We start from the raw sequence: 17666 nt of genomic DNA on the forward strand, positions 1-17666 counted from the left end.
GGTTCTGGAATTTAATCTTGACGATGACCTACTCTCACATGGGGAAACCCCACACTACCATCGGCGATGCATCGTTTCACTGCTGAGTTCGGGATGGGATCAGGTGGTTCCAATGCTCTATGGTCGTCAAGAAATTCGGGTACTGAGTCGTGGCCAGCTGGCCTCGCTTCAGCAAATTGGGTATGTGATAGCTAGGTGTTTGCAAGATCTCGAACTTTCGGTTCGTTTCGTCTTCACACACCGCAATCTGGTCTCTTCGACGCAAATTGCTTGGGTGTTATATGGTCAAGCCTCACGGGCAATTAGTATTGGTTAGCTCAACGCCTCACAGCGCTTACACACCCAACCTATCAACGTCGTAGTCTTCGACGGCCCTTCAGGGAACTCAAGGTTCCAGTGAGATCTCATCTTGAGGCTAGTTTCCCGCTTAGATGCTTTCAGCGGTTATCTATTCCGAACATAGCTACCCGGCAATGCCACTGGCGTGACAACCGGAACACCAGAGGTTCGTCCACTCCGGTCCTCTCGTACTAGGAGCAGCCCCTCTCAAATCTCAAACGTCCACGGCAGATAGGGACCGAACTGTCTCACGACGTTCTAAACCCAGCTCGCGTACCACTTTAAATGGCGAACAGCCATACCCTTGGGACCGGCTTCAGCCCAGGATGTGATGAGCCGACATCGAGGTGCCAAACACCGCCGTCGATATGAACTCTTGGGCGGTATCAGCCTGTTATCCCCGGAGTACCTTTTATCCGTTGAGCGATGGCCCTTCCATACAGAACCACCGGATCACTAAGACCTACTTTCGTACCTGCTCGACGTGTCTGTCTCGCAGTCAAGCGCGCTTTTGCCTTTATACTCTACGACCGATTTCCGACCGGTCTGAGCGCACCTTCGTACTCCTCCGTTACTCTTTAGGAGGAGACCGCCCCAGTCAAACTACCCACCATACACTGTCCTCGATCCGGATAACGGACCTGAGTTAGAACCTCAAAGTTGCCAGGGTGGTATTTCAAGGTTGGCTCCACGCGAACTGGCGTCCACGCTTCAAAGCCTCCCACCTATCCTACACAAGCAAATTCAAAGTCCAGTGCAAAGCTATAGTAAAGGTTNNNGGGTCTTTCCGTCTAGCCGCGGATACACTGCATCTTCACAGCGATTTCAATTTCACTGAGTCTCGGGTGGAGACAGCGCCGCCATCGTTACGCCATTCGTGCAGGTCGGAACTTACCCGACAAGGAATTTCGCTACCTTAGGACCGTTATAGTTACGGCCGCCGTTTACCGNNNNTCGATCAAGAGCTTCGCGTTAGCTAACCCCATCAATTAACCTTCCGGCACCGGGCAGGCGTCACACCCTATACGTCCACTTTCGTGTTTGCAGAGTGCTGTGTTTTTAATAAACAGTCGCAGCGGCCTGGTATCTTCGACCGGCATGAGCTTACGGAGCAAGTCCTTCACCCTCACCGGCGCACCTTCTCCCGAAGTTACGGTGCCATTTTGCCTAGTTCCTTCACCCGAGTTCTCTCAAGCGCCTTGGTATTCTCTACCCAACCACCTGTGTCGGTTTGGGGTACGGTTCCTGGTTACCTGAAGCTTAGAAGCTTTTCTTGGAAGCATGGCATCAACCACTTCGTCATCTAAAAGATAACTCGTCATCAGCTCTCGGCCTTAGAATCCCGGATTTACCTAAGATTCCAGCCTACCACCTTAAACTTGGACAACCAACGCCAAGCTGGCCTAGCCTTCTCCGTCCCTCCATCGCAATAACCAGAAGTACAGGAATATTAACCTGTTTTCCATCGACTACGCTTTTCAGCCTCGCCTTAGGGACCGACTAACCCTGCGTCGATTAACGTTGCGCAGGAAACCTTGGTCTTTCGGCGTGGGTGTTTTTCACACCCATTATCGTTACTCATGTCAGCATTCGCACTTCTGATACCTCCAGCAAGCTTCTCAACTCACCTTCACAGGCTTACAGAACGCTCCTCTACCGCATCATCCGAAGATGATACCCGTAGCTTCGGTGTATGGTTTGAGCCCCGTTACATCTTCCGCGCAGGCCGACTCGACTAGTGAGCTATTACGCTTTCTTTAAAGGGTGGCTGCTTCTAAGCCAACCTCCTAGCTGTCTAAGCCTTCCCACATCGTTTCCCACTTAACCATAACTTTGGGACCTTAGCTGACGGTCTGGGTTGTTTCCCTTTTCACGACGGACGTTAGCACCCGCCGTGTGTCTCCCATGCTCGGCACTTGTAGGTATTCGGAGTTTGCATCGGTTTGGTAAGTCGGGATGACCCCCTAGCCGAAACAGTGCTCTACCCCCTACAGTGATACATGAGGCGCTACCTAAATAGCTTTCGAGGAGAACCAGCTATCTCCGAGCTTGATTAGCCTTTCACTCCGATCCACAGGTCATCCGCTAACTTTTCAACGGTAGTCGGTTCGGTCCTCCAGTTAGTGTTACCCAACCTTCAACCTGCCCATGGATAGATCGCCCGGTTTCGGGTCTATTCCCAGCGACTAGACGCCCTATTAAGACTCGCTTTCGCTACGCCTCCCCTATTCGGTTAAGCTCGCCACTGAAAATAAGTCGCTGACCCATTATACAAAAGGTACGCAGTCACAGAACAAAGTCTGCTCCCACTGCTTGTACGCATACGGTTTCAGGATCTATTTCACTCCCCTCTCCGGGTTCTTTTCGCCTTTCCCTCACGGTACTAGTTCACTATCGGTCAGTCAGTAGTATTTAGCCTTGGAGGATGGTCCCCCCATATTCAGACAAAGTTTCTCGTGCTCCGTCCTACTCGATTTCATGACTAAGAGATTTTCGCGTACAGGGCTATCACCCACTATGGCCGCACTTTCCAGAGCGTTCCGCTAATCTCAAAGCCACTTAAGGGCTAGTCCCCGTTCGCTCGCCACTACTAAGGGAATCTCGGTTGATTTCTTTTCCTCAGGGTACTTAGATGTTTCAGTTCCCCTGGTTCGCTCCATACACCTATGTATTCAGTGTAAGGTAACCATCTTATGATGGCTGGGTTCCCCCATTCAGACATCTCCGGATCAAAGTCTGTTTGCCGACTCCCCGAAGCTTTTCGCAGGCTACCACGTCTTTCATCGCCTCTGACTGCCAAGGCATCCACCGTATGCGCTTCTTCACTTGACCATATAACCCCAAGCAATCTGGTTATACTGTGAAGACGACATTCGCCGAAAATTCGCAATTACTTACAAATTTTACCTTAGCCTGATCCGTTACCAGTGAAAGTAACGTTCAGTCTATCTTTCTATCACATACCCAAATTTTTAAAGAACGATCTAATCAAAGACTAGAAATCAATATTCATTGGCGAATATTCATTTCTAAACTCTAACAGTAGAAACAGTTAATGGTGGAGCCAAACGGGATCGAACCGTTGACCTCCTGCGTGCAAGGCAGGCGCTCTCCCAGCTGAGCTATGGCCCCATAACAAAATTGGTGGGTCTGGGCAGATTCGAACTGCCGACCTCACCCTTATCAGNNNGCGCTCTAACCAACTGAGCTACAGACCCAATTTCGAGCGCGTAACTGATTAGCCAAGAGCTATCAGCTTGGAGCTTAAAGCTGCTTCTATCGTCTTCTTCAATGAATCAAGCAATTCGTGTGGGAACTTATGGAGCAGCTGATGTCGTCGATTAAGGAGGTGATCCAGCCGCAGGTTCCCCTACGGCTACCTTGTTACGACTTCACCCCAGTCATGAATCACACCGTGGTAACCGTCCCCCGAAGGTTAGACTAGCTACTTCTGGTGCAACCCACTCCCATGGTGTGACGGGCGGTGTGTACAAGGCCCGGGAACGTATTCACCGCGACATTCTGATTCGCGATTACTAGCGATTCCGACTTCACGCAGTCGAGTTGCAGACTGCGATCCGGACTACGATCGGTTTTCTGGGATTAGCTCCACCTCGCGGCTTGGCAACCCTCTGTACCGACCATTGTAGCACGTGTGTAGCCCAGGCCGTAAGGGCCATGATGACTTGACGTCATCCCACCTTCCTCCGGTTTGTCACCGGCAGTCTCCTTAGAGTGCCCACCATAACGTGCTGGTAACTAAGGACAAGGGTTGCGCTCGTTACGGGACTTAACCCAACATCTCACGACACGAGCTGACGACAGCCATGCAGCACCTGTCTCAATGTTCCCGAAGGCACCAATCTATCTCTAGAAAGTTCATTGGATGTCAAGGCCTGGTAAGGTTCTTCGCGTTGCTTCGAATTAAACCACATGCTCCACCGCTTGTGCGGGCCCCCGTCAATTCATTTGAGTTTTAACCTTGCGGCCGTACTCCCCAGGCGGTCAACTTAATGCGTTAGCTGCGCCACTAAGAGCTCAAGGCTCCCAACGGCTAGTTGACATCGTTTACGGCGTGGACTACCAGGGTATCTAATCCTGTTTGCTCCCCACGCTTTCGCACCTCAGTGTCAGTATCAGTCCAGGTGGTCGCCTTCGCCACTGGTGTTCCTTCCTATATCTACGCATTTCACCGCTACACAGGAAATTCCACCACCCTCTACCATACTCTAGCTCGTCAGTTTTGAATGCAGTTCCCAGGTTGAGCCCGGGGATTTCACATCCAACTTAACGAACCACCTACGCGCGCTTTACGCCCAGTAATTCCGATTAACGCTTGCACCCTCTGTATTACCGCGGCTGCTGGCACAGAGTTAGCCGGTGCTTATTCTGTCGGTAACGTCAAAACAGCAAAGTATTAATTTACTGCCCTTCCTCCCAACTTAAAGTGCTTTACAATCCGAAGACCTTCTTCACACACGCGGCATGGCTGGATCAGGCTTTCGCCCATTGTCCAATATTCCCCACTGCTGCCTCCCGTAGGAGTCTGGACCGTGTCTCAGTTCCAGTGTGACTGATCATCCTCTCAGACCAGTTACGGATCGTCGCCTTGGTGAGCCATTACCCCACCAACTAGCTAATCCGACCTAGGCTCATCTGATAGCGCAAGGCCCGAAGGTCCCCTGCTTTCTCCCGTAGGACGTATGCGGTATTAGCGTCCGTTTCCGGACGTTATCCCCCACTACCAGGCAGATTCCTAGGCATTACTCACCCGTCCGCCGCTCTCAAGAGAAGCAAGCTTCTCTCTACCGCTCGACTTGCATGTGTTAGGCCTGCCGCCAGCGTTCAATCTGAGCCATGATCAAACTCTTCAGTTCAAACATCTTTGGGTTTTTAAGAAACCCTAAACTTGGCTCAGCAATCGTTGGTTACATCTTTGATTTCTCGCGGAGTAACTTGTGATGCTGATAATCTTGTTGACTATCAGTCTGACTCCACAAGCACCCACACGAATTGCTTGATTCAGTTGTTAAAGAGCGGTTGGTTAAGATCTTTCGTCTCAACCGAGGCGCGCATTCTACAGCAGCCTCATTTGCTGTCAAGTGATTATTTTCAGAAGTTTTCAAAGTTTCCTTTGTAACTTCAACCACTTGCGCTTCCGATCTCTCGTTAGCGGGAGGCGAATTCTACAGCGTTACACGCTGCTGTCAACACCTCTTTTTCTCCGCTTTCGACCGAGAAGATCGAAACGTTAATAGGGCCAAACAACACTGCCTTACTAACTCCTTCTGGGCCTCGATGATCTGAAGCAACTCGCTGTCGAAACCTACATAACTCTTTGTTTACCAAGGAGTTTTCCGTTTCGACTGGGACGGAAGTGGGGCGAATTATAGACTTCCAGAATCTGCCGTCAACCCTTAATTCAGCTTTTCTATCAATCCATCCCGACAATCACGGAATTCGTCTATATAGGAAGGAACCGTTAACTAATTGAGCAATATATTGCCCAACGCTCAACAGTTAAGCATCATAGCCACTCGGTTTCTTTCAATACGACCTCGGACGAATACCCTCAATGACCACTTCCCCGCGTAGCCTGGCTTCGACACTGTTTCCGGTCGGCCTGCTACTCATTGCCATGGCCTCTATTCAATCAGGCGCCTCACTCGCCAAAAGCATGTTCCCCATCGTGGGCGCCCAGGGCACCACCACCCTGCGCCTGATTTTCGCCAGTGTGATCATGCTGCTCCTTTTACGCCCATGGCGCGCCAAGCTGACAGCCAAGTCGTTGCAGACGGTGATCGTCTACGGGATGGCGCTGGGGGGAATGAACTTCCTCTTCTATATGTCGCTGCGCACCGTTCCGCTGGGAATTGCAGTAGCCCTCGAATTCACCGGCCCACTGGCAGTAGCCATCTACGCTTCGCGACGCGCCGTAGACTTTCTCTGGATAGCCTTGGCGATTGTCGGACTTCTGCTATTGATCCCAGTGGGCGAAGCCAGCAGCGGCCTTGACCTCACAGGCGCCGCCTATGCACTCGGCGCAGGTGCGTGCTGGGCACTCTACATTCTGTTTGGCCAAAAGGCCGGCGCCGACAATGGCGTTCAGACTGCGGCCCTCGGCGTAATGATTGCAGCGTTGTTTGTTGCACCGATAGGTATCGTCCACGCGGGCGCCGCACTCCTCACACCCTCGCTGATCCCGATCGCCATTGGTGTCGCGGTTTTATCCACCGCCCTGCCCTACACCCTGGAGATGGTCGCCCTGACTCGCCTGCCAGCCCGCACGTTCGGAACCCTGATGAGTATCGAACCCGCGTTCGGCGCCCTGTCCGGGCTGTTTTTCCTTCAAGAGCACTTGTCCCTGGCGCAATGGCTGGCCATCACCTGCATTATCCTGGCCTCGGTGGGTGCAACCCTGACCATGCGTAACGAATCAAAACCACTCGTTCCAGCCGATTGATTCAGGATTTGACGTAGCTATGGCATTTGCCGCTCAATTAGGCCATGTTTAGGTCGTAACCCAGTGTCATTCATGGAGATTTTCGATAAGGACATCATGAACGCTACACTCGAGAGCGAGCAAAGCCAGCTTCGTGCACTTAAGCGAGGCGGCTATTAAGGATAGTAATGAAGCGAATTTTGATGCTGTTCATGATTGTGGCAATCGCAGGTTGTGCCGCGACCACCAAGACCGAAGTAAAACGGGGAAAGAAGGGCCTGCATATCAACTGCTCAGGCCTGTCCTCTTCCTGGGACCAGTGCTACGCCAGTGCAGCTAATTCGTGTGGCGCCAAAGGCTATAAAGTCATCGCCAAGTCGGGGGACAACGCCGAAGACCCAGGCGACTACCCGTTCGGTCTTAACCCCGCCGGCTACACAAGCCGAAGCATGATTGTCATCTGCAAGTAACTGTCGATGACCTCACAGCCTCGACAGCTGCTGGCTGAGCACCTCGTAGTTCGATGACAGGACCTGTGCCTGCACCTGCGGGTCGACCATCATCCGCGCCACCACCAGGGCGCCGATGCATTGCGACAGAATCGACCACGCCAGGGCCTCGCTGCCCAGTGTTGCTGCCCACCCCACCTGCAATCGGCAAATCCAGTCCTGCGCCTGTTGACGAACGGCCACATCAGATCGCGCAATCTCCGCCCCCAGGCTCGGCAACGCACATCCGGCTTCGGATTGCTCCACATGGGCCATGCTCAGGTAGAACTTCAAACAGCGATCCAGCCGCTCACGGCTTTGCACCCCGTCGCCATTCAATCGCTCAAGGCTGTGGCTCAATTCACGCTCGACAATCGAACTGAACAATTCATCCTTCGAAGCGAAGTGGCTATAAAACGCACCGCCACTCAAGCCAATGGCCTTCATCAAGCCATCCACCCCGACACTGGCAAAACCCTCTTTCTTCGCCAGTGCCGCACTGCTGTTCAGAAGCTTTTCCCTGGTTTGCTGCTTGTGACTAGCCGAATATCGCATCGCTTCCTCCACTGTGCTGTCAGCTTGACGCCTGCTGGATCGTAGCATAACGTTCGTTTGGCAAACGATCGTTTACTAAAGGATCTCCCATGACGAACAACAAGAAAATCGTACTGGTAGTGGGTGCCGGCGATGCCACAGGTGGTGCCATCGCCAAGCGTTTCGCCCGTGAGGGTTACGTCGCCTGCGTCACCCGGCGCAGCGCCGATAAACTGCAACCCTTGGTGGATAGCATCCACGCAGCAGGTGGCGAGGCGCATGGCTTTGCCTGCGATGCCCGCAAGGAAGAAGACGTTATCGCGCTGATCGAGCGGATTGAAACCGAGCTGGGCCCCATCGAAGCCTTCGTGTTCAACATCGGCGCCAATGTGCCGTGCAGCATCCTGGAAGAAACCGCCCGCAAGTACTTCAAGATTTGGGAGATGGCCTGTTTCTCAGGCTTCCTCAACGCGCGGGAAGTGGCCAAGCGCATGGTCACCCGTAACCGCGGCACCATCCTGTTTACCGGTGCCACGGCAGGGTTGCGTGGCGCCGCCGGCTTTGCCGCGTTCGCTGGAGCCAAACACGGGATCCGTGCACTGGCGCAAAGCATGGCTCGCGAACTGGGCCCACGGAATATCCACGTCGCCCACGTCGTCGTGGATGGCGCCATCGACACCGACTTCATCCGCGACAACTTCCCGCAAAAATACGCCCTCAAGGATCAGGACGGCATTCTCAATCCGGACCACATCGCCGATAACTATTGGTACCTGCACAGCCAGCCCCGGGACGCCTGGACCTTCGAGCTGGACCTGCGCCCCTGGAATGAACCCTGGTAAGCACGCCCCATAACAATAAACTGCGAGTATCCAGCATGAGTAAAACAGTAGAATTTTTCTTCGACCTCGGCAGCCCTGCCACCTATCTGGCCTATACCCAACTTCCAGGCCTGTGCGCTGCAACCGGCACCCAGCTGATTTACAAGCCAATGCTGCTGGGCGGGGTGTTCAAGGCCACCGGCAATGCGTCACCGGCCACCGTTCCCGCCAAAGGTCGCTACATGTTCCAGGACCTGGCACGCTACGCCCAGCGCTACCACGTTCCGCTCAAGTTCAATCCGCACTTTCCCATCAACACATTAATGCTGATGCGTGCGGTCACCGGCGTCCAAATGCGCCAGCCCGAACGCTTTCTCGACTTCATCGACTGCCTGTTCCACGCACTCTGGGTCGAGGGCCGACACTTGGGAGACCTGTCTGTGGTAGCCGCAGTGCTGACCGAACACGGCTTTGATCCTGAAGCAGTCCTGGCGCTGACCAACGATGACGAAGTCAAGACAACCCTCAAGGACAACACCGAACACGCGATTCAGCGTGGCGTATTCGGTGCCCCCAGTATGTTCGTCGGCGACCAGTTGTTCTTTGGCCAGGATCGCCTGGACTTTGTGCGCGAAGCGCTGGGCTAGATCGCAGCCGTGCGCACCTGCAACCACTCCAGCGCTGCACCGCTGAGCAGCGGGCTCAGGCGCTCACGGACGTGTGCGTGGTAATCGTTGAACCACTGGCGCTCCTCCACCGTCAGCAATAACGGCTCCAGGCAACGGGTGTCGATCGGACACAGTGTCAGTGTCTCGAACTTGAGGAACTCGCCAAACTCGGTCTTGCCCGCTTCACGGTTCAACACCAGGTTCTCGATGCGCACACCCCAACGCCCCGGACGGTAAGTGCCGGGCTCGATGGACGTAATCATGCCGGCCTGCATCGCGGTTTGCGGTGCGGCGACGGCTTGATAGGCGATCACCTGCGGGCCTTCATGCACATTGAGGAAATAGCCGACGCCATGACCGGTACCGTGGCCGTAGTCCACACCCTCGGCCCAGATCGGCGCACGGGCGATGGAATCCAGCAGCGGCGAAAGAATGCCCTTGGGGAAATGCGCGCGGGACAAGGCAATCACACCTTTGAGCACCCGCGTGCAGTCGCGCTTCTGCTCTTCGCTTGGCGTCCCGATAGGCACCATCCGCGTGATATCGGTCGTGCCGCCCAGGTATTGGCCACCCGAGTCGATCAGCAGCAAGCCATCGCCCTCGATCAGCGCGTGTTCTTCTTCAGTCGCGTGATAGTGCGGCATCGCGCCATTGGCGTTGAATGCGGCAATCGTATTGAAGCTCAGCGACACATAACCCGGACGACGGGTACGCGCTGCCGTCAGGTGCTCATCAATGGTCAGTTCGGTGATGCGCTCACGGCCCAACGCGCTGTCGAGCCAGGCGAAGAATTCACACAGGGCCGCGCCATCCTGCTCCATGGCCTGGCGAATGTGCTCGGCGTCCGCCAGGCTCTTGCGCGATTTGGCCAAGGTGGTCGGGTTAAGCCCCTCGATCAGCGTGACGCCACTGCCCAGGTTTTCCAGCAAGCCGGCGGTCACCCGGGCCGGGTCGACCTGCACACTCGCGCCCGAAGGAATGTCCTTCAACGCCGCTGCGACTTCGCTGTAATCGCGCAGGGTCACGCCATCCTGTTCCAGCACCGCGCGAAGCTCGGCGTCGACTTTGCTCAGGGCCACAAACAGCGTCGCCTGCTGCTGGCCGATCAAGGCAAACGAGACAAACACCGGGTTGAACGAAACGTCGCCACCCCGCAGGTTAAACAGCCAGGCAATGTCATCCAGGGTCGCGATGAAATGCCAGTCGGCCCCCTTTTCCTTCAAGCTGGCACGCAGGGCTGCGAGCTTCTCGCCACGACTGACGGTGGCCTGGGGTGGCAGATGTTGATAGATCGGTTGGTTCGGCAAGGTTGGACGGTCTTGCCAGACTTCATTCAACAAGTCGATATCCGTGCGCAAGCGTGCACCACGTGCCTCCAGCTTGCTGCCCAGGGTGCGCGCCGAGGCCACGGCCATGACCGCGCCATCAACGGCCACCACGCCGCCTTCCGGCGTCTGCTCCGCGAGCCACTCCAGCGGCCCGGGCTGGCCGGGTTGCAGCTTGACCAACTCGATGCCACTGCCCTTGAGCTCCTTGGTCGCCTGTTCCCAATAGCGGCTGTCTGCCCATACACCGGCAAAATCCGCAGTAACAATCAGCGTGCCCACCGACCCATGGAAACCCGACAACCACTGACGGCCCTGCCAGTAACCCGGCAGGTATTCGGACAAGTGCGGGTCCGCCGACGGCACCAACAGGGCATGAATGCCCTCGCGGCTCATCAGTTCGCGGGTGTGCGCCAGGCGCTGGGGAACCGTTCCATGGGTCAAAGGCTGTGTGCTCATCGTGTCTCCTGCTAACCACTAATAATTGTTATGGGGTCAAACGGCCCAGAAAGCCGGTGCGCTGGCCAGTGCGGCCTTGATCAGCTGTACCGCCTGATCGATATCCTGCTCGGTGGTAAACCGCCCGAGGCTCAAGCGAATGGTGCGACCTGCGCTGCGGGCATCATGGCCCAGCGCCAGAAGCACATGGGACGGTGCATTGCTCGCCGAATTGCAGGCCGAAGTGGCCGAGAAGGCAATGCCCGCGCTCAAGGCGGCGGAATTGAACTCGCCTTCGCTGAACGTCAGGCTCAGGGTGTGGGGAATGCGTTGGGTAAGGCTGCCATTGAGGCGCACCCCGGCAATTGTATTCAGCTGTTCCAGCAGGCGCTCGCGCAAGGCAACGATGGTCGCCTTTTCTTCAGCAAAGGACGCTGCCGCCAGGGCAAACGCGGTACCCATGCCGGCAATCTGGTGAGTTGCCAGGGTGCCCGAACGCAAACCACCTTCATGGCCACCGCCGTGAATCTGCGCCAGCACTTTCTGCTGCGCACGTGGGCCGACGTACAACGCGCCGATACCCTTGGGACCATAGAGTTTGTGTGCGGAAAATGACATGAGGTCCACTGGCCATTCGGCCAGGTCAATCTCGACCTTGCCTGCGCCCTGCGCCGCATCCACGTGAAACAGCGCGCCATGCTCGCGCACGCGTGCGCCAATCGCCCGGATATCGTTAAGAGTGCCCAGCTCGTTGTTCACCAGCATCAGCGACACCAGGAAGGTGTCCTCACGCAATGCTTCGCTCACCGCCTCGACACTGATCAAACCCTCGGCGTCCGGCACCAGGTACGTCACGGCAACCCCGGCTTCCTGCAACTGGCGAGCGGTGTCGAGCGTGGCCTTGTGTTCAATCTGGCTGGTGATGATGTGCCCGCCGGCCACGCCGCGCGCCTGGGCAACGCCCTTGATGGCGAGGTTGTTGGACTCGGTGGCACCGGAGGTCCAGACAATCTGTGCCGGCTCGGCGCCGACCAACTCAGCCACCTGGCCCCGTGCCTGCTCAACCGTTTGCCGGGCCTGTTGGCCGAACGCGTGGGAACTGGACGCAGGGTTGCCGAAGTTGGCATTGAAGCCCAGACACTCAACCATCACCTGGATGACCCGCTCATCCACCGGCGTGGTGGCGGCGTAGTCGAAATACAGCGGACGTTTATTCATGACGTTAAAGACTCGCAGAGCAGGTTCCCGAGAACAACGTCTCAGGGGCCGCAATCAGGAAGGAAGATGGTTTACCTGATCCCGTGCCATTAAAGAAAGACCACTTTATTTAAAAGTGCGTAGGAACGCTCCTGAAATTCAGCTTAACAGGCTCCGGGAAACGGATGGCAAACAAAAAGCCCGAGGTTCCTGTAGGAAACCTCGGGCTCTTCAGACCTCGCCACTGACTCAACTGGGGCGACCGTGCAGCGTCATGCTGCGCTCGGCATTCATCTCACCCCGACGGTCGAAACCGAAGGTGTTCCGTGGCTGGCCGGTCAGTTCGGCTTTCTTCTGTTGGTATTCATCAAATGACAGGCCTCGACGGCTCAGGGCTTCAAGCGCCAGTTCCTTGCTCTCCTCGGCCGAATAGCCACGCAGTTCGGGCGACGAATGCGTCGCACAACCGGCAAGGACTGAGGTGACAAGCAATACGGAAATGGCGAGAAAACGGTTCATGGCGAAGGTCCTGCGAAACGGGCTGAAGTCAATGAGTACAGGCTACTCCCGCACCTGCACGGTGAAAAATCATCAGCCGTGATAGTCGCTATCAACCTTTGCGACACTTCTGATAGTCGCGCCCCATATTCCATTTAGGTCTATAAATATGGAAATACGTTCATTTACGGAATAAACACAACCCTCTATAAATGGCCTCAACACTCACGCCACTGTTCGCCTGGCAACTGTTGCCCAGGCAACAGTCATTCAACAAAACACCAGGCAGACAACACCACCATTTTCCAACACCTGGCACAGAGGCCACGCCAGTCAAGGGCTGCACAGCTTGGTACAGCTCTTGCTCAAGCCCTGCTACTGCTCTTGCCCTGAGCCACTGTTGAAAAAGGAACTGTTGATGACCCGTCCACTGAATGTCGTTGCCCTCTCCGGCGGAACCTGGCGTCCGTCCCGCACCCTGGTGTTGACCCAGGCGGTGCTGGCCGAACTGGCCGATCAATTGCCGATCCAGGCCACCCTGATCGAACTGGGCGACATTGCCCGGCCGCTGGGCGGCGCACTGTCGCGCCAGGAATTGCCCGCCGACGTCGAAGCGCAACTGCAGGCCATCGAACAGGCCGACCTGCTGATCGTTGCCGCGCCGGTGTATCGCGGCTCCTACCCCGGCCTGCTCAAGCACCTGTTCGACCTGGTCGACCTCAACGCCCTGATCAACACCCCGGTGTTGCTGGCGGCCACCGGCGGCAGCGAACGCCACGCCCTGGTACTCGATCACCAGTTGCGCCCGCTGTTCAGTTTCTTCCAGGCCCTGACCTTGCCCATTGGCGTGTACGCCACCGAGGCCGACTTCACCGATTACCACATAACCAGTGAGCCCTTGAAGGCCCGCATTCGCCTTGCTGCAGAACGCGCCGCGCCGTTGTTTGCCGCGCATCCCACCTCTCTGCTGAAAATCGCTTAAGGATTTGTCATGGATGTTTTCTGGTTTCTGCCTACACACGGTGACGGCCACTACCTGGGCACCACCCAGGGCGCTCGCCCGGTCACCCTCAACTATTTGAAACAAGTCGCCCAGGCCGCCGACAACCTCGGCTACCACGGCGTGCTGATTCCCACCGGCCGCTCCTGCGAAGACTCCTGGGTGATTGCCTCGGCGCTGGTGCCGTTGACCGAACGCCTGCGTTACCTGGTGGCGATTCGTCCGGGGATCATCTCGCCAACCGTCTCGGCCCGCATGGCCGCCACCCTCGACCGGCTGTCCAATGGCCGCCTGTTGATCAACGTGGTGACCGGCGGCGACCCCGACGAAAACCGCGGCGACGGCAGCTTCCTCGATCACAGCGAACGCTACGAAGTGACCGACGAATTCCTCAAGATCTGGCGCCGCGTGCTGCAAGGCGAATCGGTGGATTTCGAAGGCAAACACCTGCGCGTGCAGAACGCCAAGGCACTTTACCCACCGGTGCAGAAGCCATATCCACCGCTGTACTTCGGCGGTTCCTCGGACGCTGCCCACGACCTCGCCGCCGAACAAGTCGACGTGTACCTGACCTGGGGCGAACCACCGGCCGCCGTCGCCGAGAAACTCGCCGACGTGCGTGAGCGCGCCGCCCGCCACGGGCGCACCGTCAAATTCGGGATTCGCCTGCATGTGATCGTGCGCGAAACCGAAGAAGACGCCTGGAAAGCCGCAGCCAAACTGATCGAGCACATCAGCGACGAAACCATCGCCGCCGCGCAAAAATCCTTCTCGCGCTTTGACTCCGAAGGCCAGCGGCGCATGGCCGCCCTGCACGACGGGCGCCGCGACAACCTTGAGATCGCCCCCAACCTGTGGGCCGGCGTCGGCCTGGTACGTGGCGGCGCGGGCACGGCCCTGGTGGGCAACCCTCAGCAAGTCGCCGAGCGCATCAAGGAATACGCAGACCTGGGCATCGAAAGCTTCATCTTCTCCGGCTACCCGCACCTGGAAGAGGCGTATCGCTTTGCCGAACTGGTGTTCCCGCTGCTGCCGGAACCCTACGCCAGCCTGGCCGGGCGCGGCGTCACCAACCTCACCGGGCCGTTCGGCGAAATGATTGCCAACGACGTCCTGCCGGCAAAAGCCAAGGCCTGACCTGCCGTCTGCCGGGGCACGCCCCGGCACACCATGAGGAATACCGCGTGACAGCCAAACCCAACAGCGTCCTGCCCTCACCCTTGCAGACCGCCAAACTGCTGGCCGCCGAATTTGCCCTCACTGCCGTCGAACGCGACGAGCGCGGCGGCACACCGAAGACCGAACGTGACGCCCTGCGCCAAAGCGGCTTGCTGGCCCTGAGCATTCCCACCCAATACGGCGGCCTCGGCGCCCGCTGGAGCGAAACCCTGGAGATCGTGCGCGAATTCGCCAAGGTCGACAGCTCCATCGCCCACGTCTTCGGTTTTCATCACCTGATGCTCGCCACCGTTCGCCTGTTCTCACGCCCGGAGCAATGGCAACCCTGGTTCGAACAAACCGCGCGCAAGAACTGGTTCTGGGGCAACGCCCTCAACCCCTTGGACACGCGCACAGTGGTCAAGGCCTACAACGGCTGGCGCGAATTCTCCGGCAAGAAGAGCTTTTGCTCCGGAGCCAGCGACTCGGAAATGCTGATCGCCTCGGCGGTGGATGAAAGCGCCGGCGGCAAGCTGCTGATCGCGGCCATCCCCAGCGGGCGCAGTGGCATCACCCTGCACAATGACTGGAACAACATCGGCCAGCGCCAGACCGACAGCGGCAGCGCCAGCTTCGAACGGGTACGCGTGGAAGAGTCGGAATTGCTCCTCGATCCCGGCCCGCTGAGTACGCCCTTCGCCTGCCTGCGCCCACTGATCGCTCAACTGACCTTCACCCACATGTTCCTCGGCATCGCCGAAGGCGCGTTTGCCGAAGCCCGGAATTACACCCTGACCGAAACCCGGCCCTGGCATAAATCCACGGTGCAGGACATTCGCCAGGACCCGTACGTGCTCAACCACTACGGCGAATTCTGGGTCGCGCTGGAAGGCGTGCGCCTGCTGGTGGAACGCGCCGCCGAACTGCTGGACCAGGCCTGGGCCAAGGGCCCGAGCCTCAGTGAAAGCGAGCGCGGCGAGCTGGCCATCGCCATCGCCACGGCCAAGGTCGCTGCCACCCGCAACGGCCTGGAGCTGTGCAGCCGCCTGTTCGAAGTCACCGGCGCGCGCTCCACTCACGCCTCGCTGCGCCTGGACCGGCACTGGCGCAACCTGCGCACGCAAACCTTGCACGACCCGGTGGACTACAAGCTCCACGAACTGGGGGACTGGGCGTTGAACCAGTCCCTGCCGATTCCCACGTTCTACTCCTAGAAGAGGTGCCCATGCAGCTTTTAACCTTACCGCCCTCGCCCGCTCTTGCGACCTCGATCCGCGCCACGGCCCAGGTCTTCGAAGACCCCAAATCCCAGGCGCTGCTGGCGCACATCCAGCAAGTCGCGCCCAGCGAAGCCAGCGTGTTGATCATCGGCGAAACCGGCACCGGTAAAGAGCTGGTGGCGCGCCATATCCACAACCTCAGCGCCCGGCGCAACCGGCCCTTCGTGGCCGTGAACTGCGGCGCGTTTTCCGAATCCCTGGTGGAAGCCGAGCTGTTCGGCCATGAAAAAGGCGCCTTCACCGGCGCCCTCAGTGCCAAGGCCGGCTGGTTCGAAGAGGCGGACGGCGGCACCTTGTTCCTCGATGAAATCGGTGACTTGCCGATGGCGATCCAGGTCAAGCTGCTACGGGTACTGCAGGAACGCGAAGTGGTGCGCCTGGGCTCACGCAAAAGCATTCCCATCGACGTGCGGGTATTGGCGGCCACCAACGTTCAGTTGGAGAAAGCCATCAATGCCGGGCATTTCCGCGAAGACCTGTACTACCGCCTAGACGTGGTCAGCCTCGAGCTCAGCCCCCTGCGGGATCGGCTCGGTGACATCCTGCCACTGACCCGGCATTTCATCGAAGCCTACAGCCAGCGCCTGGGTTACGGCCCGATCACCATCAGCCGCGAGGCCGAGCAAAAGCTCAAAAGCTACAGCTGGCCGGGCAACATCCGCGAGCTGGAAAACGTGATCCACCACACCCTGCTGATCTGCCGCAACGGGGTGATCGAGCGCGACGACCTACGCCTGTCGAACATGCGCATCGAGCGTCAGGACGACAGCCAGCACGGCACCGACAACAGCGCCGAAGCCCTGCTGGAACGCGCCTTTCAAAAGCTCTTCGAGGAACAGGCCGGGGCCCTGCATGAAAAGGTCGAGGATGCGCTGCTGCGCGCCGCCTACCGCTTCAGCCATTACAACCAGGTGCACACCGCCAACCTGCTGGGCCTGAGCCGCAACGTGACCCGTACCCGTTTGATCAAGATCGGCGAGCTGGCGGTGAACAAGCGACGCCCCGGCGAAAACGTACAGGGCGAACGCATGCTGCACCTGTCAATTTAGGCGGCAGTGCAGAGCGTTGTCATGGCTGCGCTCGATGCTGCGCAGCACCTGGAACGAACCGAAGGTCACTGCCTTGGCCTGGTGGGCGCGGATCAGCGTCCAGAAATCTTCCTCACCGTGCTCAAAACACTTGAAGGCCGCTTCCCCCTCCTCGCGGGAGCGCCATTGCAGGTAGCTGAGCACCCGGCGTCCATCATCGCTGACCTGCACGCTGGCATTGATGAAGCCGCCATGGCCCTGGGCCAGGCGCTCGCTCTGGGATGACAGGGCCGCTACCAACGCGGATTGCTGCTGAGGCTCGATGTGGAATTCGACCATCTGGGTAAAACTCAGACTCTTCTCTAATACCTGCATGAACATTCCCCTCTCACTGTAGGCACAATCTTGCGATTCGATGCCACGCAGGGTAAAACCTCTAGTTAAGTCAAG

The 17666-nt window shown here is 57.5% G+C and carries 13 protein-coding genes, 2 tRNA genes and 3 rRNA genes; 8 read left to right on the top strand and 10 right to left on the bottom strand.

Going from position 1 to position 17666, the window contains the following annotated elements; translation table 11 throughout:
* Window positions 1–15: 15 nt before the first annotated feature.
* The 5 genes from rrf to JV201_RS19945 all read right to left on the bottom strand — a co-directional run bounded on the left by rrf (window position 16) and on the right by JV201_RS19945 (window position 5216).
* Window positions 16–131, bottom strand: a 5S ribosomal RNA gene (rrf, locus tag JV201_RS19925).
* Between the two features lie 150 nt (window positions 132–281).
* A 23S ribosomal RNA gene (locus JV201_RS19930) occupies window positions 282–3171 on the bottom strand.
* A 224-nt stretch (window positions 3172–3395) separates the two neighbouring features.
* A tRNA-Ala gene (locus JV201_RS19935) sits at window positions 3396–3471 on the bottom strand.
* Window positions 3472–3481: 10 nt separating this feature from the next.
* Window positions 3482–3557: transfer RNA gene (locus tag JV201_RS19940), tRNA-OTHER, on the bottom strand.
* 124 nt (window positions 3558–3681) lie between these two features.
* A 16S ribosomal RNA gene (locus JV201_RS19945) occupies window positions 3682–5216 on the bottom strand.
* Together the 16S, 23S and 5S rRNA genes with 2 tRNA genes alongside form the textbook arrangement of a ribosomal RNA operon.
* A gap of 698 nt (window positions 5217–5914) precedes the next feature.
* On the opposite strand from JV201_RS19945, the gene rhtA reads away from it, so the two are divergent.
* Together rhtA and JV201_RS19955 are read left to right on the top strand one after the other, a co-directional pair.
* On the top strand, window positions 5915–6802 hold the full coding sequence (gene rhtA, locus JV201_RS19950; protein WP_177039999.1) for a threonine/homoserine exporter RhtA: 888 nt from the start codon (window positions 5915–5917) through the stop codon (window positions 6800–6802).
* Between the two features lie 167 nt (window positions 6803–6969).
* Entirely contained in the window at window positions 6970–7251 is a 282-nt protein-coding gene (locus JV201_RS19955) for a hypothetical protein (protein WP_003210144.1), read from the top strand.
* Between the two features lie 12 nt (window positions 7252–7263).
* Here the strand turns inward: JV201_RS19955 and JV201_RS19960 are convergent, their stop codons facing one another.
* The gene (locus JV201_RS19960; RefSeq protein ID WP_008430866.1) at window positions 7264–7824 is read right to left on the bottom strand and encodes a TetR/AcrR family transcriptional regulator; all 561 of its coding nucleotides are present in this window, start codon (window positions 7822–7824) and stop codon (window positions 7264–7266) included.
* Between the two features lie 89 nt (window positions 7825–7913).
* Between JV201_RS19960 and JV201_RS19965 the strand changes: the two genes are divergently transcribed.
* On the top strand, window positions 7914–8645 hold the full coding sequence (locus JV201_RS19965) for an SDR family oxidoreductase (protein ID WP_003210139.1): 732 nt from the start codon (window positions 7914–7916) through the stop codon (window positions 8643–8645).
* Window positions 8646–8680: 35 nt separating this feature from the next.
* Complete coding sequence (locus JV201_RS19970) at window positions 8681–9271, top strand: 2-hydroxychromene-2-carboxylate isomerase (protein WP_102369598.1); 591 nt, start codon at window positions 8681–8683, stop codon at window positions 9269–9271.
* Here the strand turns inward: JV201_RS19970 and JV201_RS19975 are convergent.
* The 3 genes from JV201_RS19975 to JV201_RS19985 all read right to left on the bottom strand — a co-directional run bounded on the left by JV201_RS19975 (window position 9268) and on the right by JV201_RS19985 (window position 12771).
* On the bottom strand, window positions 9268–11076 hold the full coding sequence (locus JV201_RS19975) for an aminopeptidase P family protein (RefSeq protein ID WP_219405964.1): 1809 nt from the start codon (window positions 11074–11076) through the stop codon (window positions 9268–9270). The genes JV201_RS19970 and JV201_RS19975 overlap by 4 nt on opposite strands.
* A gap of 36 nt (window positions 11077–11112) precedes the next feature.
* The gene (locus JV201_RS19980) at window positions 11113–12273 is read right to left on the bottom strand and encodes a cysteine desulfurase family protein (protein ID WP_087695274.1); all 1161 of its coding nucleotides are present in this window, start codon (window positions 12271–12273) and stop codon (window positions 11113–11115) included.
* 228 nt (window positions 12274–12501) lie between these two features.
* The gene (locus JV201_RS19985) at window positions 12502–12771 is read right to left on the bottom strand and encodes a hypothetical protein (RefSeq protein ID WP_177055875.1); all 270 of its coding nucleotides are present in this window, start codon (window positions 12769–12771) and stop codon (window positions 12502–12504) included.
* Between the two features lie 397 nt (window positions 12772–13168).
* Here JV201_RS19985 and msuE point away from each other — a divergent pair, with 397 nt between their 5' ends.
* The 4 genes from msuE to JV201_RS20005 are packed head-to-tail and all read left to right on the top strand — an operon-like array spanning window position 13169 to window position 17237.
* Complete coding sequence (msuE, locus tag JV201_RS19990; RefSeq protein ID WP_003210131.1) at window positions 13169–13732, top strand: FMN reductase; 564 nt, start codon at window positions 13169–13171, stop codon at window positions 13730–13732.
* Between the two features lie 9 nt (window positions 13733–13741).
* Entirely contained in the window at window positions 13742–14887 is a 1146-nt protein-coding gene (gene ssuD, locus JV201_RS19995; RefSeq protein ID WP_003210130.1) for an FMNH2-dependent alkanesulfonate monooxygenase, read from the top strand.
* Window positions 14888–14934: 47 nt separating this feature from the next.
* Window positions 14935–16122, top strand: coding sequence for an acyl-CoA dehydrogenase family protein (locus tag JV201_RS20000; RefSeq protein WP_003210129.1), 1188 nt, complete (start codon window positions 14935–14937; stop codon window positions 16120–16122).
* An 11-nt stretch (window positions 16123–16133) separates the two neighbouring features.
* The gene (locus tag JV201_RS20005; protein ID WP_219405965.1) at window positions 16134–17237 is read left to right on the top strand and encodes a sigma-54-dependent Fis family transcriptional regulator; all 1104 of its coding nucleotides are present in this window, start codon (window positions 16134–16136) and stop codon (window positions 17235–17237) included.
* Here the strand turns inward: JV201_RS20005 and JV201_RS20010 are convergent.
* Complete coding sequence (locus JV201_RS20010; RefSeq protein WP_043226062.1) at window positions 17229–17591, bottom strand: antibiotic biosynthesis monooxygenase; 363 nt, start codon at window positions 17589–17591, stop codon at window positions 17229–17231. The genes JV201_RS20005 and JV201_RS20010 overlap by 9 nt on opposite strands.
* Window positions 17592–17666 lie beyond the last annotated feature (75 nt).

Origin of the sequence: Pseudomonas sp. Colony2 (genome assembly GCF_019382755.1) — a bacterium.
GTDB lineage: Bacteria > Pseudomonadota > Gammaproteobacteria > Pseudomonadales > Pseudomonadaceae > Aquipseudomonas.